The organism is Dolichospermum compactum NIES-806 (assembly GCF_002368115.1).
Lineage (GTDB): Bacteria > Cyanobacteriota > Cyanobacteriia > Cyanobacteriales > Nostocaceae > Dolichospermum > Dolichospermum compactum.
The window spans coordinates 1,217,672-1,236,718 of record NZ_AP018316.1; the positions used below are offsets into that span (position 1 = coordinate 1,217,672).

24 protein-coding genes and 3 pseudogenes are annotated in these 19,047 nt (G+C 37.4%); 13 read left to right on the top strand and 14 right to left on the bottom strand.

Features of this window, described 5'->3' with window-relative positions:
• Nucleotides 1-60: 60 nt before the first annotated feature.
• From CA730_RS05870 to CA730_RS05880, 3 genes and pseudogenes are all read right to left on the bottom strand, one after another.
• The gene (locus CA730_RS05870; protein WP_096665117.1) at nucleotides 61-651 is read right to left on the bottom strand and encodes a Uma2 family endonuclease; all 591 of its coding nucleotides are present in this window, start codon (nucleotides 649-651) and stop codon (nucleotides 61-63) included.
• 88 nt (nucleotides 652-739) lie between these two features.
• Nucleotides 740-1,273: a hypothetical protein gene (locus tag CA730_RS05875; protein WP_096665120.1), complete on the bottom strand. Its 534-nt coding sequence runs from the start codon at nucleotides 1,271-1,273 to the stop codon at nucleotides 740-742.
• Nucleotides 1,273-1,617 (bottom strand): annotated as a pseudogene (locus tag CA730_RS05880) (GNAT family N-acetyltransferase); the annotation flags it as partial. The gene CA730_RS05875 and the pseudogene CA730_RS05880, both read right to left, overlap by 1 nt.
• A gap of 240 nt (nucleotides 1,618-1,857) precedes the next feature.
• On the opposite strand from CA730_RS05880, the gene CA730_RS05885 reads away from it, so the two are divergent.
• The gene (locus CA730_RS05885) at nucleotides 1,858-3,414 is read left to right on the top strand and encodes an AAA-like domain-containing protein (RefSeq protein ID WP_096665123.1); all 1,557 of its coding nucleotides are present in this window, start codon (nucleotides 1,858-1,860) and stop codon (nucleotides 3,412-3,414) included.
• Nucleotides 3,415-3,580: 166 nt separating this feature from the next.
• Nucleotides 3,581-5,131, top strand: a complete 1,551-nt coding sequence (locus CA730_RS05890) for an ATP-binding protein (protein ID WP_096665126.1) — start codon at nucleotides 3,581-3,583, stop codon at nucleotides 5,129-5,131.
• Nucleotides 5,132-5,508: 377 nt separating this feature from the next.
• Here the strand turns inward: CA730_RS05890 and CA730_RS25095 are convergent, their stop codons facing one another.
• A complete protein-coding gene (locus CA730_RS25095; protein WP_096665132.1) occupies nucleotides 5,509-5,838 on the bottom strand; it encodes a hypothetical protein in 330 nt (109 codons plus the stop codon).
• Nucleotides 5,828-6,070: a hypothetical protein gene (locus tag CA730_RS05905; RefSeq protein WP_096665136.1), complete on the bottom strand. Its 243-nt coding sequence runs from the start codon at nucleotides 6,068-6,070 to the stop codon at nucleotides 5,828-5,830. Before CA730_RS05905 ends, CA730_RS25095 begins: the two co-directional genes overlap by 11 nt.
• A 393-nt stretch (nucleotides 6,071-6,463) precedes the next feature.
• On the opposite strand from CA730_RS05905, the gene CA730_RS05910 reads away from it, so the two are divergent.
• Nucleotides 6,464-6,682 carry a hypothetical protein gene (locus CA730_RS05910; protein ID WP_096665139.1) on the top strand — a complete coding sequence of 73 codons (219 nt, stop codon included), beginning with the start codon at nucleotides 6,464-6,466 and terminating at the stop codon, nucleotides 6,680-6,682.
• Nucleotides 6,675-7,082, top strand: coding sequence for a retropepsin-like aspartic protease (locus CA730_RS05915; protein WP_096665142.1), 408 nt, complete (start codon nucleotides 6,675-6,677; stop codon nucleotides 7,080-7,082). Before CA730_RS05910 ends, CA730_RS05915 begins: the two co-directional genes overlap by 8 nt.
• Before the next feature lie 228 nt (nucleotides 7,083-7,310).
• Here the strand turns inward: CA730_RS05915 and CA730_RS05920 are convergent, their stop codons facing one another.
• The 8 genes and pseudogenes from CA730_RS05920 to CA730_RS05945 form a co-directional block, all read right to left on the bottom strand.
• Nucleotides 7,311-8,327 (bottom strand): adenine-specific methyltransferase EcoRI family protein, encoded by a 1,017-nt coding sequence (locus CA730_RS05920; RefSeq protein WP_096665144.1) that lies wholly within the window; start codon nucleotides 8,325-8,327, stop codon nucleotides 7,311-7,313.
• Between the two features lie 12 nt (nucleotides 8,328-8,339).
• A complete protein-coding gene (locus CA730_RS26380) occupies nucleotides 8,340-8,441 on the bottom strand; it encodes an EcoRI family type II restriction endonuclease (RefSeq protein WP_407919769.1) in 102 nt (33 codons plus the stop codon).
• On the bottom strand, nucleotides 8,411-8,554 hold the full coding sequence (locus CA730_RS26385; RefSeq protein ID WP_407919770.1) for an EcoRI family type II restriction endonuclease: 144 nt from the start codon (nucleotides 8,552-8,554) through the stop codon (nucleotides 8,411-8,413). The genes CA730_RS26380 and CA730_RS26385 overlap by 31 nt, the downstream gene beginning before the upstream one ends.
• Nucleotides 8,514-8,770: pseudogene (locus CA730_RS26390) on the bottom strand (EcoRI family type II restriction endonuclease). The gene CA730_RS26385 and the pseudogene CA730_RS26390 overlap by 41 nt, the downstream one beginning before the upstream one ends.
• A gap of 360 nt (nucleotides 8,771-9,130) precedes the next feature.
• Complete coding sequence (locus CA730_RS05930; protein WP_096665146.1) at nucleotides 9,131-9,388, bottom strand: type II toxin-antitoxin system RelE family toxin; 258 nt, start codon at nucleotides 9,386-9,388, stop codon at nucleotides 9,131-9,133.
• A complete protein-coding gene (locus CA730_RS05935) occupies nucleotides 9,366-9,587 on the bottom strand; it encodes a hypothetical protein (protein WP_096665148.1) in 222 nt (73 codons plus the stop codon). The genes CA730_RS05930 and CA730_RS05935 overlap by 23 nt, the downstream gene beginning before the upstream one ends.
• Nucleotides 9,588-10,277: 690 nt before the next feature.
• Nucleotides 10,278-10,547 (bottom strand): hypothetical protein, encoded by a 270-nt coding sequence (locus CA730_RS05940; RefSeq protein ID WP_096665151.1) that lies wholly within the window; start codon nucleotides 10,545-10,547, stop codon nucleotides 10,278-10,280.
• A complete protein-coding gene (locus tag CA730_RS05945; RefSeq protein ID WP_096665154.1) occupies nucleotides 10,517-11,968 on the bottom strand; it encodes a site-specific integrase in 1,452 nt (483 codons plus the stop codon). The genes CA730_RS05940 and CA730_RS05945 overlap by 31 nt, the downstream gene beginning before the upstream one ends.
• A 297-nt stretch (nucleotides 11,969-12,265) precedes the next feature.
• On the opposite strand from CA730_RS05945, the pseudogene CA730_RS05950 reads away from it, so the two are divergent.
• The 3 genes and pseudogenes from CA730_RS05950 to CA730_RS24145 form a co-directional block, all read left to right on the top strand.
• A pseudogene (locus CA730_RS05950) lies at nucleotides 12,266-13,366 on the top strand (nickel-dependent hydrogenase large subunit); the annotation flags it as partial.
• Nucleotides 13,367-13,574: 208 nt separating this feature from the next.
• A complete protein-coding gene (locus tag CA730_RS05955; RefSeq protein ID WP_096665157.1) occupies nucleotides 13,575-13,997 on the top strand; it encodes a hypothetical protein in 423 nt (140 codons plus the stop codon).
• 207 nt (nucleotides 13,998-14,204) lie between these two features.
• Nucleotides 14,205-14,384 carry a hypothetical protein gene (locus CA730_RS24145; protein ID WP_157749920.1) on the top strand — a complete coding sequence of 60 codons (180 nt, stop codon included), beginning with the start codon at nucleotides 14,205-14,207 and terminating at the stop codon, nucleotides 14,382-14,384.
• A gap of 69 nt (nucleotides 14,385-14,453) precedes the next feature.
• Here the strand turns inward: CA730_RS24145 and cysK are convergent, their stop codons facing one another.
• Nucleotides 14,454-15,395 carry a cysteine synthase A gene (cysK, locus tag CA730_RS05965; RefSeq protein ID WP_096665163.1) on the bottom strand — a complete coding sequence of 314 codons (942 nt, stop codon included), beginning with the start codon at nucleotides 15,393-15,395 and terminating at the stop codon, nucleotides 14,454-14,456.
• A gap of 756 nt (nucleotides 15,396-16,151) precedes the next feature.
• Between cysK and CA730_RS05970 the strand changes: the two genes are divergently transcribed.
• From CA730_RS05970 to CA730_RS05995, 6 genes are all read left to right on the top strand, one after another.
• Nucleotides 16,152-16,580 carry a hypothetical protein gene (locus CA730_RS05970; RefSeq protein ID WP_096665167.1) on the top strand — a complete coding sequence of 143 codons (429 nt, stop codon included), beginning with the start codon at nucleotides 16,152-16,154 and terminating at the stop codon, nucleotides 16,578-16,580.
• Nucleotides 16,581-16,617: 37 nt separating this feature from the next.
• Entirely contained in the window at nucleotides 16,618-16,881 is a 264-nt protein-coding gene (locus tag CA730_RS05975; RefSeq protein ID WP_015079389.1) for a hypothetical protein, read from the top strand.
• A gap of 2 nt (nucleotides 16,882-16,883) precedes the next feature.
• On the top strand, nucleotides 16,884-17,195 hold the full coding sequence (locus CA730_RS05980) for a hypothetical protein (protein WP_096671314.1): 312 nt from the start codon (nucleotides 16,884-16,886) through the stop codon (nucleotides 17,193-17,195).
• Nucleotides 17,196-17,326: 131 nt separating this feature from the next.
• Complete coding sequence (locus CA730_RS05985; protein WP_096665170.1) at nucleotides 17,327-17,662, top strand: hypothetical protein; 336 nt, start codon at nucleotides 17,327-17,329, stop codon at nucleotides 17,660-17,662.
• 19 nt (nucleotides 17,663-17,681) lie between these two features.
• A complete protein-coding gene (locus CA730_RS05990) occupies nucleotides 17,682-18,680 on the top strand; it encodes an LLM class flavin-dependent oxidoreductase (protein WP_096665173.1) in 999 nt (332 codons plus the stop codon).
• Nucleotides 18,673-19,044 (top strand): hypothetical protein, encoded by a 372-nt coding sequence (locus CA730_RS05995; RefSeq protein WP_096665175.1) that lies wholly within the window; start codon nucleotides 18,673-18,675, stop codon nucleotides 19,042-19,044. Before CA730_RS05990 ends, CA730_RS05995 begins: the two co-directional genes overlap by 8 nt.
• Nucleotides 19,045-19,047: the final 3 nt, after the last annotated feature.

Below are 19,047 nucleotides of genomic sequence, written 5' to 3' on the forward strand. Positions count from 1 at the left end.
CATAGGTTACACTCCACAAGTCTTGATGCGAGAGAGCGGAAAAATCGCCATTTTATATTGTTATGTTGGTTCGATAATTTTTATCCCTGCTCTAAATTCCCGCAATGCTTGAGCATGATTTCCTATATTAACACAACGCATCAATAAATCTACATCTAAACTCGGTAAAAGTTGCGATTTACTAACAGCTTCATACCCCTCATTTCCTAAACTATAAAATAATAATTTATCATTTATCCAAAACCAAACTTCAGGAATTTGTAACCGTTTATATGCTTCTAGTTTATTAATTCCTCCACTACTAACAACCACCTCAATTACTAAATCAGCACGTTTGCTATTTGCTCCCAATTCATAAGATTTATCACCTTCTTTTTTAACCTTTTCAAATTCATTTTCTAAAGTAACAGAACCAGTAGGAGTAAAATCTAACTCCAAAAATTCTAAATAAATTTCTAGTAAAGCCCCAATACGTTCTTTGATGGTTTCGTGTTTTTTCCCTGGCATTTTGCGAATCTCCAAAACTCCATCTAAAAAAGATAACCTTAACCCTGGACGATCAATTAGCTGTTCAACAGCTTTAAATTCTCTCCAGGTTAAGTCGCTAATTAAAATTGGTTCTGCTTCTCGTTCAATGAGTGTAGTTATCATAATTTAAACCCAAATTTAGAGATTTAATTTTGCTTAACATGATATCATAATAAAAACGTAGCGATCGCACTATTATTTTTACTGATCACTACGCCGAAATTCTCTCAACCAAAACCTGATTCATAATTTGCTGTTTCAACGAATCTGCTGCAACTGAAGCAATAATTTCCCAATCTTCTGCTGTCAACATTACCCCAAGCAGTTCGCGCAAAACCTGATGATTAGAAATAAACTCCTCCCCAAAAAGTTCATCCTTTTGTAACACAGCTTGAATATGTTCTTTAACAGTAGATGTAGGTAGCCTGAATCTTTCCAACAACTTCTCTCTAGCGGTAGTAAATGCTATAGAAGTCGCAGTTCCTAAATTCCAATCTTTGAGCAATAAGCGCACTTCCCGATTCAAAGAAATCCGCAAAGTTTTTAAACGATAAAACAATTCGGGATTAAGTAATAATTGATCAAAACTAGAACCCCAATCTAAACCAGCACCAATATTACCACCTACTTCTTCCTCAGCTAAAATGCTTTTTCTCAACCATTCTTCATTCAACAATAAATCCATCGGGTTTGCTAATTCTTGGTTAGGGGTGAACGGAATATAATTAGATTCTTGCTGACTCATTACTTACCCTCACTATTTTTGTTATGAGAACGCCATACACCGTACTCAAAATAAACTAAATCATCGTAATCTTCATCCTGACCTAAATCTAGCATTCCTTGATTATCATAGAATTTTTCTGTCCCTGGTAAAGAATGTAAACCTACCCTACCTTCATAACCTAATTCTAAACTACGGGTGCGGGCAAATAGCAGAAATACACTCCCAACACCCTTGTATCGTGGTGGACGTTGCACATCCTGACGATTCCAAGGTGCTGTAGCAATTCCATCAACATATACTAAGCGTTTACCCTCTGTAATGCGTGATCCGTGCATCTGAGTTTCCATCAGCATCAATCCTTGTTGGTGAAAATGACTGTGGTAACAAACTAAAATACTATCATTCATTACTCGGATAATTAGAACCTCCCTTAATGTTTGGTTTAACGATTACCAAAACCATGAATTTACCTCCCGCAAATGTGAAAACCATACAACTTGATTATACAATAATCGCAACCAGTGAACCTTTTTATCATGTCAGATCATAATTTTCCTAAATAAATGTGTAAACTTAAAGAGTTCACCTATTACCAAAATTCTATGACTCGCTGGTTTAATATTGCAGGTCCATGTAAAGACGATATCCACTATATGCTCTCTCCCACAATACGATTACCAGATTTGGAGGAGCTAATCCAACAGCGTAGTTATTTCGTGGTTCATGCACCGCGACAAACGGGGAAAACAACAGCAATGTTAGCCCTAGCACAGCAACTTACCGCCACAGGAAATTATGCAGCAGTCATGGTATCAGTAGAGGTGGGAAGTGCATTTAATCATGACCCCAGCACCGCAGAATTAGCGATTTTAGGAACTTGGAGAAATACAATTGAGGATAGTTTACCTAAAGAATTACAACCACCTGCTAAACAATGGCAACAGGAAGAACCAGGAAATAGAATTAAGGCTTTTTTAAGAGGTTGGGCAAAAGTTTTAACCCGCCCTTTAGTATTATTTATAGATGAAATTGATTCTTTGCAAGACCAAACATTAATTTCAGTTTTACGACAATTAAGAGATGGTTTTCCTAACCGTCCCGAAAATTTTCCCTCATCTGTAGGATTAATTGGTTTACGAGATGTACGAGATTATAAAGTAGCATCGGGAGGTAGTGACAGATTAAATACATCTAGTCCTTTTAATATTAAAGTTGCTTCTATAACTATGCGAAATTTTAATATTGAAGAAGTAGGAGAACTATATCAACAACATACAGCAGCAACAGGACAAATTTTTACTCCTGAAGCTATAGAAACAGCCTTTGATTTAACTCAAGGACAACCTTGGTTAGTTAATGCTTTAGCTAAAGAAATTGTAGAAAAAATGGTTAAAGATAGAAGTATTACTCTTACAAAAGAACATATTTTAAAAGCAAAGGAAATATTAATTGCTCGTCAAGATACTCATTTAGATAGTTTAGCTGAACGGTTACGAGAACCAAGAATAAAAGCAATTATTGAGCCAATGTTAGCAGGTTTAGAACTGGGAGATATACCCAATGATGATATTCAATTTGTCATTGATTTGGGATTATGTAAAATGCACCCTTATGGTGGATTAACTATTGCTAATCCCATTTATCGGGAAGTGTTACCCAGGGTTTTAACAGTGACACCAATGGCTTCTTTACCAATGATTGCACCAACTTGGTTAACTGCGGCAGGGGAATTAAATATAGATGCTTTACTAACTGCATTTCTCAAGTTTTGGCGACAGCACGGAGAACCGTTATTAGGTAGCACTGGCTATCATGAAATTGCGCCACATATTGTATTAATGGCTTTTTTACATCGTGTTATTAATGGTGGTGGAGTTTTAGAACGGGAATATGCAATTGGTAGCGACAGAATGGATTTATGTCTGCGTTACAAAGATGTAACTTTGGGTATTGAGTTAAAGGTATGGCGGGATAAAAAGCGTGATCCTCAAGCTGATGGTATTGAGCAATTAGAATCCTATTTAGGGCGTTTGGGGTTGGATTTTGGTTGGTTATTTGTGTTTGATAGGCGGAAAAATGCTTTACCAATGGAAGAACGTTTATCAACTGAGGTGGTGGTCACGGAAAATCAATATAGGATTACTGTGATTCGGGCGTGAGTGTTTTGATAATGAGTAGGTTGGCGATCGCTTATCGCAGATAAGCGATCGCCTCTAATCTCGTCATCATCGTCACCTCCTACGCAAAGCTCTACGGTTATGGGGGCTTTCCCTGGAGCATAACAATTGTGTAAACTTAAAGAGTTCCCTAACTGCCAAAATAATCATGACTCGTTGGTTTAATATTGCAGGTCCCTGTAACCCTAAAAAAAACTATACACTCTCAACCACCAGTCGTTTACCCGACTTATCAATGTTAATTGCACAAGAAAGTTATTTTGTCCTTCATGCACCACGACAAACAGGGAAAACAACCGCAATGTTATCCCTAGCACAACAACTTACCGCCACAGGAAATTATGCAGCAGTCATGGTATCAGCAGAAGTAGGAAGTGCATTTAATCATGACCCCAGTGCAGCAGAATTAGCAATTTTAGGAATTTGGCGAAATACAATTGAAGATAGCCTACCGACCGAACTACAACCCCAAACTTGGGTTTATAATGTTCCTGGACAAAGAATTGCTGAAAATTTAAGAGCATGGTCAAGAGCTATCAATCGTCCGATAGTATTATTTATAGATGAAATTGATTCTTTGCAAGATGAAACTTTAATTTCAGTTTTACGGCAGTTAAGAGATGGTTTTCCTAAACGCCCTGAAAATTTTCCCTCATCGGTAGGATTAATTGGTTTACGAGATGTCAGAGATTATAAAGTAGCATCAGGTGGTAGTGACAGATTAAATACATCCAGTCCTTTTAATATTAAAGTTGCTTCTATAACTATGCGAAATTTTAATATTGAAGAAGTAGGAGAACTATATCAACAACATACAGCAGCAACAGGACAAATTTTTACTCCTGAAGCTATAGAAACAGCCTTTGATTTAACTCAAGGACAACCTTGGTTAGTTAATGCTTTAGCTAAAGAAATTGTAGAAAAAATGGTTAAAGATAGAAGTATTACTCTTACAAAAGAACATATTTTAAAAGCAAAGGAAATATTAATTGCTCGTCAAGATACTCATTTAGATAGTTTAGCTGAACGGTTACGAGAACCAAGAATAAAAGCAATTATTGAGCCAATGTTAGCAGGTTTAGAACTGGGAGATATACCCAATGATGATATTCAATTTGTCATTGATTTGGGATTATGTAAAATGCACCCTTATGGTGGATTAACTATTGCTAATCCCATTTATCGGGAAGTGTTACCCAGGGTTTTAACAGTGACACCAATGGCTTCTTTACCAATGATTGCACCAACTTGGTTAACTGCGGCAGGGGAATTAAATATAGATGCTTTACTAACTGCATTTCTCAAGTTTTGGCGACAGCACGGAGAACCGTTATTAGGTAGCACTGGCTATCATGAAATTGCGCCACATATTGTATTAATGGCTTTTTTACATCGTGTTATTAATGGTGGTGGAGTTTTAGAACGGGAATATGCAATTGGTAGCGACAGAATGGATTTATGTCTGCGTTACAAAGATGTAACTTTGGGTATTGAGTTAAAGGTATGGCGGGATAAAAAGCGTGATCCTCAAGCTGATGGTATTGAGCAATTAGAATCCTATTTAGGGCGTTTGGGGTTGGATTTTGGTTGGTTATTTGTGTTTGATAGGCGGAAAAATGCTTTACCAATGGAAGAACGTTTATCAACTGAGGTGGTGGTGACGGAAAATCAATATAGGATTACTGTGATTCGGGCGTGAGTGTTTTGATAAGGAGTAGCAGGGCGATACGCCTTCGGCGTAAAGCTTCGCTTATCGCAGTTAAGGAAAGTCCAAGGCAAGTAGTGAAGTATAATTTTTTCTTTCTATTGAAATATAAACCCGGATTTTTCTCAATATAAATACGCAAATTGCAATATAAAAGTTTGAATAATTACAAATTGACTTGAGTATAGAAGTATTGAGTTCTTTGGAAATTGAGCGATAGCTGCGCTCGCCGAAGGCATCGCAAACCGCTCTGTAGGAATCGCTCGAAGCTTATCAATTTTGGGCAGTGTCTGGATTTGTGACATGAGTTCAACCAATGGCATTTGAGAATCTCCTCGTCTGAGGTTTGGTGAAAGGATACGATTGCTATCTCATGTTAACCTAGTGATGCTTTGGGCGATCGCTTCTTCTGCTAAAGCCTCCAGTTTGCCGTCTGCGATGTCTTGTTCTAGCTGCTCGCCCCAATGTTGGTAGTCTATGTCTAATATCCATTGCCGAAGTCCACTATTAAGGAAGTCTGGATGTTCCGGTTGCAGAATAATATCTGTGTTGAGGGGTGCTTGAGGAATGCGACTGGTGATGAGTGCAAAAATGATGTGCTGATAAATGCCGATCACATCTGTTAAACAGTAGGCAGGACGGACTTTACTCGAAGATAGGTCATCGAAAGGAAACTGAATCAGAACAACCTTACCTTTCATAGTTTACAGGTTGCCCATCTTCGAGGGTGTAAATGTCCTCTTCTGGATCGTTCAGGAAAGCAAAGCTAGGGTTGGTTGAGATTGCATCTAACCAGGTTTGTTCGTTGAGATCCTCCTCCTCTGGCATTAGCAGGATAATACGCACCCGACTGGCTTTGTCTTGGGGAAGGGGACGATCTAGCTGAATTTGTCCTTGTTTATTTAAGATACCTGTGGTTTCAATCGCACGCATGGTTTCAGGCGGAAAAAATCATTTGGTTTGATTTTAACACTTTCTTCGGTGCAACCAGAAGGTAATTAGGTGGAATATATCAAGAAATTAAGGTGCGTTAATGTTAATGTAACGCACCCTACAAGATCAGCGATCGCACTAATCCAATATTAGCTATCGCAGTTAATCCCAGTTAAAGAAGCACAAAATAATGAATTTTAAGCGATCGCACTAACCCAATATTAGCGAACTGACAAGTCAGCGCTTACGCTATCGCAGTTAATCGCAGTTAAGGAAGCACATAGAGAACTCCGTAGGAATCGCTTTTCTCAAAGATGTTTAACGGACTCGTTAAACTTTACCTCACAGATGAGTTATGATCAATGTATTATTGCCTGTATGGAAGTTTAAACTATGCCACTCACTGAGTTAATTCCTCTGGTCAACAATTTGAGTCAGTCAGACAAATTATCACTCTTCAAACTCCTAGCCACACAAATCCCAGACGCTGAACTACGAGTTATCTTTTCTGCATCAGAGTACCCGATTTGGTCGCCATATCACGCAACGGAAGCTGCAAACATTCTAATGCAGATGATTCAGGATAACAAAGAGACATCAACTCATGCCTAGTACAGTTGAGTTTCCCTTTTCTGACGATGAAGCATTACCCACAATTCCTGTCATTCTGAGTTATGCAGACTCTTCTGTTTGTGTAAATGCACTGCTGGATACTGGGTCTACGGTCAATCTTTTACCTTATGACATTGGGTTGCAATTAGGTGCAATTTGGGATAAACAAACTGTCCGCTTACCATTGGCTGGAAATCTTGCAAGGGTTGAAGCACGGGGGTTATTTGTGCAAGTTCAAATTGGGAATCTTGAACCCGTTCGTCTAGCATTTGCCTGGGTAGAAGCCTCTCATGTACCCTTAATTCTTGGGCAAACGAACTTTTTTCGAGAATTTGATGTTTGTTTTGAGCGATCACAATGCACGATCAAAATTATCCGACGTGATCAGCGATCGCATTAACTCAATATTAGCGATTGCAGTTAATCACAGTTAAGGAAGCACAAGAAAATGGATTTTGAGCGATCGCATTAACTCAATATTAGCGATTGCAGTTAATCACAGTTAAGGAAGCACAAGAAAATGAATTTTGAGCGATCGCTTTTTTCAAAGATGTTTAACGGTGAATTTATAAGGTGCTTTACATTTCATTAACTACAGGATTGGCGAACTGCTTGCAGCAGCGCTTCGCTATCGCACTTGTGGTATTCCTCTATTGTTAGATAATTCAGTCAATATTCGTTTATTTTTGATTAGAATCCTAAAATATGGACATTTTCCATTTATTGACAAATCTTTTTCATCATTCCCTTTTCTGAATTTAATTATTTCAAACTGATCGGGATTGAATTTATGTAGAAATGTTATAGGTACACCCATAAATCCTTTGTAGTCTAATGGTATATCTTGTGTTTTATTAACATTAATACCATCATAGTTGTCATAATGGGGGTATTCAATTTCGTTTCCAAAATATCTCTTTGTGAGAGTAATATATTCGTGTCGTTTAAAAGTGTCTAAATTAGTTAACCATAGACAATTGTTTGGAGAAACTATCCTATTTCCAGAGCTATCAATCCTAGTCTCTGTGCCATAGAGTTCATAGTATTCGGGGACAATAAAACCTGAAATACCTCTACCAAGGTTTATTCCTAACCACGCCTTGTTTTCCTTAATTAACTTAAATATTTCTTTATAGGTGATAGCATTAATATTGCCAATTATTAAGAATTTTTTATCGTATTTAATTAATTGAGCCACATACTCCCTAAATAATGAAAATGGAGGATTAGTAACAACAATATCGGATTGCTTTAATAGTTCGATACTTTCAGCACTACGAAAATCGCCATCACCTTTAAAATGAACGATGTCAGTTGAACTTGGTTTAATTCTTTCTCCCTCTACACCTGTATATTCAAAGAAAAAACCATTTTTAACTTCTTCGGTATTAAACAAATCCCTTTCTTGTTTTCTATAACAAGCTGTTATTAATTTTTTAATACCCAATTCTGCGAAATTTGATGCGAAGTAATTAAAAAAATTGCTAATCCGAGCATCATCGCAATTACAAAAAACTACTTTATTTTTAAAATGACTTTTATAATGTTTTAACTCATTTTCTATATCTGAAAGCTGTGTATAAAACTCGTCATTTTTGTTTTGTTTTGCTTTTTTCAACAAAGAGTGCTGTACTTTTCTTGCCATTATCAACCCGTATTATTCGTTATTGATAATTTGGTTAAATATTTCACTACCTAATGCCTTAAGAGAGGACTTAGACACTTCAATCATAATATCAAACATTTTTTTGCATCCCATTTTTCTCCATTTCCTTGTGTATAAATTGAAGCTGCTTGAAGCATAATTGTTTTATCATGATGCTTAACAAATTTATTTTTTTTTACACAAATTAGTGTTAATTGGCATTCCATAATTTGCAGAGGTCAATCTATCTAATCTATTTAGCATCCCTGAATTATAATCAAGAGTTACCACCCTTCCATCAGGTATTTTAATTGAAATAGTTTCAGTTAGAAAGTTGACCCTTCCAGAAATAAGATGTAGGGAAAATGGGATTCAGATAGCATAAAATTAGCAATTTCTGATATGTTTTTATGAGATCTTTCTATTGCATTACCAGCAGCCATCAAGTCTTTTTTTCCTATTTTCAATCCCAAACCATCTTTGATAGGTTTTTGTATGTTCATTAACAGTATGACCTAAATTATCTAAAGTTCCCCTTCCTGTTCTATTGGGTGCAACCAGATAGCGAAGTTCGCTATCGCTAACCCATGAGATCGCAGTTAATCACAGTTAAAGAATCACAAGACAATGGATTTTGAGCGATCGCACTAACCCAATATTAGCGATCGCACGATCACAGTTAAGGAATCGCTTTTCTCAAAGATGTTTAACGATGAAATTATAAGGTGCTTTACATTCCATTAACGCACCCTACAGGATTGGCGATTCCTAGGTCGCGCTTCGCTATCGCTTGTGACAACGAGCTAATTTAAAAAACTTTCATATTCATCATGATTACCGATCCAAATCCAATAATAATCGTCACCCTTTTTTAAGGCTAACGCTCGATATCCACCACTAACACGGGCAGACCAAAGATTTCTACCGACTTTTTTGAAGTGCAAAGAGGGATGAAGTGAGTTTTCCTGCCAAAGCTGATAAGCCTTCCGCGCTTGCTCTTGCATCTCAGGTGACAATTCAGCATACGCTTTCCAAAACTCAGTGGTCGCCAAGGATTTCATCAAGATCCCTCACGTTGTTCGCTGCAATATCTTTTTCTGCCTGAGCAATGAGGCGATCTAATTTCCCTGATGCTAAATCTGCCTCAATTTGACGATCCCACATCTCATCAAGATATTCTTGAAGCCATTTTGCCAGATCACGAACTTCACTTTCTGGCAATTGCTTGATTACTGATTCAACTTCTAGCCGAGTAGTCATACAAGATTTTACATTTAAAGAGTTTTTCTTTTCTATATTATAACCAACTTTGACATTGAAACACCATTAGATGGCAGCTATTTGACTGATAGCAAAGCACGACCTAGTAATCGCACTAACCCAATATTAGCGAACTGACAAGTCAGCGCTTAGGCTATCGCAGTTAATAGTAGTCAAGGAAGCACAAGAAAATGAAAATTGAGCGATAGCGAAGCGCGACCTAGGAATCGCTTACCCATGAGATCGCAGTTAATCATAGTTAACGAAGCACAAGATAATGGATTTTGAGCGATAGCGAAGCGCGACCTAGGAATCGCATTAACTCAATATTAGAGAACTGACAAGTCAGCGCTTACGCTATCGCAGTTAATCCCAGTTAAGGAAGCACAAGACAATGGATTTTGAGCGATAGCGAAGCGCTCCGTAGGAATCGCATTCCCCAATATTAGCGATCGCAGTTAATCACAGTTAAGGAAGCACAAGATAATGGATTTTGAGCGATCGCTTCCCTATTCGGCGTTGCTGATTAAGAGTATGATTTTATTTCACGCAGAGGCGCAGAGTCGCAGAGAGTAAGAGTTTCATTTTTTTGATTTTTCAATTTCATACATCAATTCAGCAACGCCCCCCTATTCGTAGGCATCGCATTTAATAATAGTTAACGAAGGACAAGAAAATAGGGCGTTGCATTTAATTTAAGGGTTTAAGCCATTTAGTTAATACTGCACATTCTAAAGAAGCCTTGTCACCAGGTAAATAACATTCAATTCCTTTCACAGCCATCATCCCTACAGACTCATAAAATAACTGTACAGGGTCTATATGGAGGCTTATATATTTTTGTAGTGTTAGAGCAATGGGTTTTTCAGGAAATTTCTCTTGTTTCCACTTTGCAAATTTAATAAGTCTCCCATGCACCCAAATCTCGGTTACATCAGGCAGTGTTTCGACAATTTCCACCTTTCTACCTCCAACTTCAACCTTTCATTCTCCATCCTCAACGCCAAAATTTCATTCTTCTGCAACTCAATTAACGACTTTTGACTAATTACCTCACCAAAGGCTTTTTTCCGGTTTTCAATCCCAAACCATCTTTGATAGGTTTTTGTATGTTCATCAACAGTATGACCTAAATTATCTGCTGCGGCTTTAATTGGTATTCCCTGAAGATGCGCTCGAATCGCGCAACCATGCCGTAAATCATAAGGTTGAAACTCAATTCCCACCTTTCTAAACCATCTAGATATATCTCTTCGCATCCAATTAATATTTTGTACAGATGCAATTTTTGCCACCTTTTGTTCTAAAATCTTTAATGGTTTGGGATTATGTAAATCAAATAAATCTACCCATTCAGGTACAAAAGGAATAACTTCTCGATATCCAGTTTTGGTATTTTTATTCACTTTCCAAGTATGATCTATATTTTGGGTAGACATCCACCAATTAATATCTGGTTGGACAAATAGTTCCCTTGGTCTTAATCCATAAGTCGCCAACATTCCATATACCCAACGCCACATTTCCCAGGTATCTATTTCATCACTAATGTTTGTATTTTTGCGATTGAGGGCGAATTTTTCAAACAGGTAAAAAGCAGAAATTATTTTTTCATCTTCAGGAATTTCTCGATAAGCAGGAGTGACATGATCTCGTTTGACATCGAGTTGAAATCCTAAATTAAAGGTTTTAATCAAAACAGAAGTTATCGCAATCAATTCATTTTTTTTATTACCCTGAACTGAATTAATAACTTCCTCAAAATTTTCTTTTGTGGCTAAATGGGTAAGAGTTAAATTTCTTTTAATTACAGATATATAGTTAGCAAAAGTATTTTGACTAGTTAGAGTTTTCTGACGGGTTTGATAATATTTTTCATCAAATGTATCTAATAATTCCCCAATTGTTTTTATCTCTTGCTTCTCTCTCGATTTAATTCCTAAATACTTCTCATTCCACTCAAAAGTATGACGAGCAATTAATTTACCCAACTCATAACTTTCTTCAATTGCAGTTTTCAGTCCCTCTAAATTTGCGGGTATTCCTAGAGATAAATCATACTGTTTTTTTGTCTTACCTAAACTGTAATCTCCTGGTTTTAAGGGTAAGGTAGCTCGTAATTGGAGAGAATTGCCAGTTTGTTTAACACTAACTCTTATTCTTTCCCTTTTTAAATTACTATTAGCTGCAATTAACTTCTGTTCAAAAACTGCTTGATACTGTAATTCCGTTGCTTTTATTTTCGCCATTGTTCCTCTATAGCTGCGGTCTGTGGTGTTCTGCGGCTCGAAATCTGCGAACATATCTGCGAACCAGTCCCCGGTGTTTATATCTTCATGCAGAGATGGGGGATCTGTTTCTGATATTACAGCGATTTCCAATCATATAAGGTACATCCTAGCCCCCTCATCGCACCCCCCTAAATCCCCCCGCAGCGGGGGGAAGAAAAGGATAAGCTTTTGATACTGGAGGGGGTTGGGGGTGGGGTTCTTGTTCCAGGTTTGATGACAATTTGCTGTAACTGTTGTGTATCGTAATTACCCTGAACTTGCAGACTTATTCCCTAAATATTCCCTTATTTATAAAAGCTGAAATGGTGAAAATAAAATGTTATTAGCGAGCAAAATTACTTGATAAAATAAGTTACTCAGGAACATTTTTAGAATATCACCTGTTGTCATAGCAGTTATATGGTGCCTGGTGGAGTAATGTGCGCCCCAACTTTAACTGATATTACCCGCGCCTGGGCAATTTTGGAATATTTCCGCACCAATTGGTTAGAACCAGTGTGGTTAGGTTGTTCTTTAGAAAGATATGAAGAAATTCAATCTTATGAAGACTTTCAAAAGTGGTTAGATGAAGATGTTAAACATCGAGAATCTGACTTGGGTTTATATTGGCGCATGGGGTTAGATATCGGTTTAGATAGATATGGTGCTGGTGTGGGTAAATATGTGACTTGGGGTTATATTCCCCATGAGGATAAATACAATAAACCCACCATTGAAGGACGTAACGCGGCTGTGATTATGAAAGGCGGTGTTTATGATAGTTTTACGGATACTCATAGCTTGATGAATCAAGCTTTTGCCCGTGAGAATTTAACCCATTCTTGGTATGATGAAGGGACAGAAGATTGGCATCCAAGCGATCGCACTACTAACCCAATTAATAACAACCAAAAAGACTTTACTGGGGCATATTCTTGGTCAAGTGCAGTCCTTCACCAAGACTTAGGACGTTTAGAAGCCGGACCCCTAGCCCGTCAATTAGTTGCCGGGGGAAATCATGGGGAATCTTGGCAACATTATGACCCATTTATTCTCGACACATTCAAGCAAATGGGTGGTGCTAGTGTTCATCTTCGGCAATTAGGAAGAGTTCACGAAATAGTTAAACTATATCGCCAAGCTGAACGCTGTTTAAGAGAGTTCAAATTAAACGATCCTTGGTATATTAAACCAGAAGAAAAAGATGGTAAAGGTTGGGGTGCAACTGAAGCCGCTAGAGGTGCATTATGCCACTGGGTAGAAATCGAAAAAGGCAAAATTAAGAATTACCAAGTTATCGCCCCTGGTACTTGGAATATCGGACCCCGTGACGGTGAAGGAGAACTAGGACCTATTGAAAAAGCATTAATAGGAACGCCAATTCAAGACCCCAAAGACCCCGTAGAAGTGGGTCATGTCGCCCGTTCTTTTGATTCATGTTTGGTGTGTACTGTTCATGCCCATGATGCAAAAACTGGGGAAGAATTAGCTCGTTTTAGAACAGCTTAATTTATTGTTACTTAAGATCCCCGACTTCTTAGAGAAGTTGGGGATCTATTTTTTGCTAAGTCAGGGTTCTATATAATTGTTGTTTACAGTACAAAAGTTCGCAAATCCGTAGGTTAGTCTGAATTTTAAGGAATAATTGATAATTCCTAATGATCAGATTAAGAATTATCAATTAGGAATTACTAAATACTAAAAGTGGTAACTAATTGTGTCTAATTTAGAACTACATCAATATCTTCCTAAGCTTCCTGAAGCCGCACTGCAAGAATTTATAGAATGGTGTATGTTGGATCAATCAACAGCCGCAGGATTAGAATTTAAACCTGATCAAAGTAAGTTAAAGAATTTAGCACCAGCGGATTATTCTAAGCAATTAGTTGACCAATTTATGAAAGTTAGACCTGACCCCATTAGAGCAGGTTTGGTAGCTGTAATTGCTGGCAAACAAGCCGATAAACACGAATTAACAGGTTTGGCTGCTGTGGTTGATTTTGTTTCTCTTTATGTTAAGTATTTAATTCCTAAAGATGGTACTAATCCAGAAGAAGCAGATGCAATTCTAGCTAAAGCATCACAACATCAATATGAGCAAATTGTAGAAATTGCCAAAAAACATGGTGTGAATTTATAAATTTGTAGGGTGGGCATTGCCCACCTCATGATTGATAGTTAACACTTCTGCTTTATATTAATTATATTTACCAAATTGGACAGTTTATGATTTAGCTGCGACTTTGTATAATTTGCTGACCAATAGACATCTCCGAAAATTAAATATGCGTGACATGAAACCCCTGTAGAGACGTTCCATGGAACGTCTCTACAATCTTTACCGGATATGTCTAATAATGAACCTTTACCCGCAGAGTTTAGAAAAACGGGAATAGCATTACCACCACCCCAAAATTTTAACCCAAAAATTAGCGATCGCATCAATGTTACCATTCTCCAATGTTTCAGAGGAAGAAGCAACAGGGAACAGAAAAAACTCATGTTTAAAAACATGAGATTGAAATAATGACACTGTTTTTTTTCGTAAACCGGGTAAATGTTGGGTAACATACGTCAACCCAACCTTACAAAATGTTTAACTCATTAAATCTTGAAACAATGCGGTGCTTAAATAGCGTTCACCAAAAGAAGGTTGAATCATTACTATTAATTTACCCGCATTTTCTGGGCGTTTACCAACTTCAATAGCAGCAGATAAAGCCGCACCTGAAGAGATTCCTGATAATAAACCTTCCTCCCTAGCTAATCTCCGTCCATATTCAATTGCTGCTGCGTCCTCCACTTGAATTATTTCATCAATTAAATCTTGACGCAAAACATCAGGAATAAATCCCGCACCAATTCCTTGAATTTTGTGAGAACCGGGTTTACCACCTGATAGAATCGGACTGTTACTAGGTTCGACTGCAATCACTTGAAAACTTGGTTTGCGTTGTTTAATTACTTCAGCAATACCAGTAATTGTGCCGCCCGTTCCTACCCCAGAAATTAAGATATCAACTTCTCCGTCTGTATCCGCCCAAATTTCCTCAGCGGTGGTTTCTCGGTGAATTTTCGGGTTAGCTGGGTTGGCAAATTGTTGTAACATAAAGGCATTAGGAGTATTGGCAACAATTTCCTCCGCCTTGTTAATTGCGCCCCGCATTCCCTGAGTTCCTGGTGTTAATTCCAAACTTGCACCATAAGCCCTCAACATAGCCCGTCTTTCTTGGCTCATGGTTTCTGGCATAGTTAAAATTAACTTGTAGCCACGGGCGGCTGCTACCATTGCTAAAGCGATACCTGTGTTACCAGATGTTGGTTCGACTAAAATGGTTTTCCCCGGTGAAATTAAACCTTCAGCTTCAGCGGAAAGGATCATACTTACGCCAATTCTGTCTTTTACAGAAGCCGCAGGATTCATACTTTCTAGTTTGACGACTATCCTGGCTACCACTCCCTCGGCTTGGGGAATTTTATTCAACTGAATTAATGGAGTTTTTCCAATAAGTTCTGTTACGTCTTTAGCAATTCGCATTGATCAAGCCCTAAAATTTATATATTAATCTATATTTGGTTACATATTTATCTGATCAACTTTTTATATCAGCCATAGCCATTTTACCACAATCTCTGTCTCTTTCCATAAGAAAAATTTCCTAATCCTTGAAAACAACACTATTGCACTTTCCTTAGAATATCTTAATTTTGTTTCTGAGTTATTCAAGATATCTTAGGTCTAGCCTTGTCATGAGATGCTGTCATTTGAGTAGAGTTTGTACTTGTGAATCTTCCCTAATAAATATCTCAAAGCAATAGCCTATATTAGTTTGGCTTTGAGTACAAAATACCCCGTCCCCTCCCTCAAAAATGCTAGTACCCCACTCAGAAAATACTAGCACCCCCACACCAAATATTTTTTTTAATGCTTGCACAGTCAGGATTACAGACTGTGAGTATTGTCGTAATCATCTTAATAATATTAATTCAACTCACTTAAAGTTGGGACTAAAAGGGCAACTGATATAAACGATATAGGATTTACGCAGAGATTCCCCTCTACCCCCCGAAGTTCCTAAGATGAAAGTCTGACGAATTAGGGGGGACTTCTTACCTTCTATATATCTCAAAAGCTATCTTAATATTGTCCGTATTACTCAATACTAAAGGACAGGATTTGGTTTGCTGAGGAGATTTTGATAAGCATATTTTTGAATAAAAAAAGGTGCAAAAAATAAACCTACTAATATAAATTTTCTTTCTAGGTAGTTGATACCTGGTAATGGAGAAAAATATGAAAGTCAAACTTTTAAATGTGCTGACCGTAAGTTTGGTAACTTTAGCATTAATTTCTCCAGGGGTAGTAGTATTTACTATAGTTTGGGGACAACATAGAGAGTTCGTTAAAACACAGAATTTATCCTGTGAATTGCCGAAAATAAATATAGCATCTCCTCAATTAGTTCCTCAAACAAAAATTATCAATACTCAGACACCTTTAGTCAAGGTCAAATTATCTGACAATAATTTTCTACATCAACTAAAAATTGCTGCAAAAAAATATAAATTAGTCACAATTTTGCAATGGTTATTTTTGGTGACACCGATTTGTATTGGTATAGGAATTATCGCTTATGACAGATATCTTGTCTACCGTGCTGCTGTATTAAAAGAACACATTGCCATGTTGGAAAGAATGTGGCAACAAAGCATCGAACAGTAATTTTGCCAATTAATCATTCACCATAAACTAAATTATCATGACAGACGAACGCCAAACACAGTATTTTAATTTAATTGATGAACTTCTGCAATGTCCTAATGGTCAAGAACCAGAAGTTTTGGAAGCACAACCTGAATTAATTGATTCTGGTTTAGTGCAAGCAATGTTACAAGTAGCCACAATGTTCGCTCATCAAGGTAATCAAGATGGAGCGCAATTTCTATTTTTTGTTGCTAAACAATTAGCAAAGGAATTAGGTTTATATCCTGAAGTTTCTAATCAAGTTGTCACTCAGGAGTAATGATGCTATTGACTTCAACTGATGCTGGAAAAATATCATTAGAATTTCTTTTGGCAGATTGGAATATTGCTGATGATTATAGAGATTGGTTTACAGTAATTAATTCTCGATTAATGGGTGAGAGTTGGTACATTGTAGAATTGGGTGTAGAGGGATTACCTGATAGATGGTTTATGCAGGTTTATGACACAGGAGTTTGTGACCCTAACTATACTTTTATTTCCCCAATTTCTGGTGCAGAAGGATATACCGATTTAAAAAGTCTACCAGATATCATTGCTGATGTTTTAGTAGCGGAACGCAATTCTCGATAGTTGAAAGTTTTAGATCCCCGACTTCTTAAAGAAGTCGGGGATCTTATTGATTTTATTTAGTTTGTCAGGTTTAAATAACAATTATATGTTATAATTAATAGAGTTATGGAAGCTACAGAAGAATCAGTCAGATGATTACTGAAGACATCCTAGCCCAAGAATTTCTTAGAGTCGTAAATGACTATTACCCAGCCGTGGGAGAACTCTTAGAAGGCTGTCATGTGAAAGTTATTACTTGTTTTTGGGGACGACCTACAAAACGGTTTCAATATATAGGAATTTATTGTCGAGAAGACATAATGCCCTCTATCCAATCCAAAAAAGAAATCCTCAGAGAATTAGCCGAAAATATGGGGTTAATTCAAGTAGTTTGTCTGAATGCTAAACGATTGCTACGTGACCCTATGTCGAAGTTAAAGCAGTCCGAACCTCGATTATGGTTGGAGTTGCAATTAGTCGCAGCCTAATCTAAATATTTGGTCAACAATGAAAACAGGACTTTTCTGCAATTACGAAAATCATCACCTAGATGCTAGACGGACTATATTTGAGCAAGTTTTATTGGTAAAAGAGGCTGAAAGTTTAGGTTTTGAAGAGGCTTGGGTAACGGAACATCATTTTAATGAGTTCAATCTTAGTCCTTCAATTCTGCTGTTATTGGCACATTTGGCGGGTGTAACTTCACAAATTCGTCTGGGAACTGCGGCTGTATTATTGCCATTTCATCAGCCAATCCGCGTGGCTGAAGATATCGCCACTTTGGATAATCTTTGTAGTGGGAGGCTGGCTTTTGGGGTAGCGAAAGGTGGACCATTTCCACAGCAAAATAAACATTTTGGGGTGACAACCCAGGAATCTCGCACCAGAATGTTAGAGTCAGTAGCATTGATTCAAAGGCTTTTATATGAAACTGACGTATCATTTAATGGCGAATATTATCAATGTGAAAATCTCACAATTCATCCCCAACCATTGCAAAAACCAATTCCCATATATGTTGCTAGTGGTGACAATGATGCAATTGAATTTGCTGCTGAAAATTCCTTTGGTTTAATGGGTGGTCCGCCTTTTTCTCTAGAAAGATTGCGGAAGACAGTCAATAAGTATCGGGAATTTAACTCCAGTGGTGCAGAAAAGTTCCTGTTAGCCCGGTTCTTTTTTGTGGGTAAAACCCATGATGAAGCGGTAAATGAAGCATTGCCTTTTATTCGCCATTTCAGTAAAGAAATGACGGCTAACTCAACTCAAGTAATGCAGAAAAGTCCTCAACAACCAGCATTTGATCGGACAAATATTTGTTTTGATGAAGACTATTTGATTGAGAATTCAATTATCGGTGATGTTAACGGTTGTCGTGACAAAATCAAGAAATTTCAGGACGAATTAGATCTCAGCACACTAGCGTTAAAACCCTCATCTTTTTCTCTGCAAAAAAATCGAGAAAGTTTGCAACGCTACAATCAAGAGGTGCGGAATTATGTCTAAACTTTCTTTGCTTCCTCCCGATGATTTACCTCCTACTAAGGTAACAAAAGAGGATGGTATCCTCCATTTGGAGTTGGAACAGTCTATAGGTAGATGCTTTTTCTATGCGTGCGATCGCATTACCCAAGTATTACTATCTAATTGTCAGTGGTACATGACCACAGATAAGACTACTTTAATGTTAATTGTAGACTGTCCCGATATAGTTGCTTATTGGCATATAGTCAGCAATATTCCCCAATTAGGAAATAGACTAGAAAGATTGACTAAAGATGCCAAAATTCGCGTTTATCCTCCTTTTGGCAAAGGATCACCCTTTGAAATTGGAGTGAATGAAATTTCAGCTTATCGAGATTGGTTGTAAGTC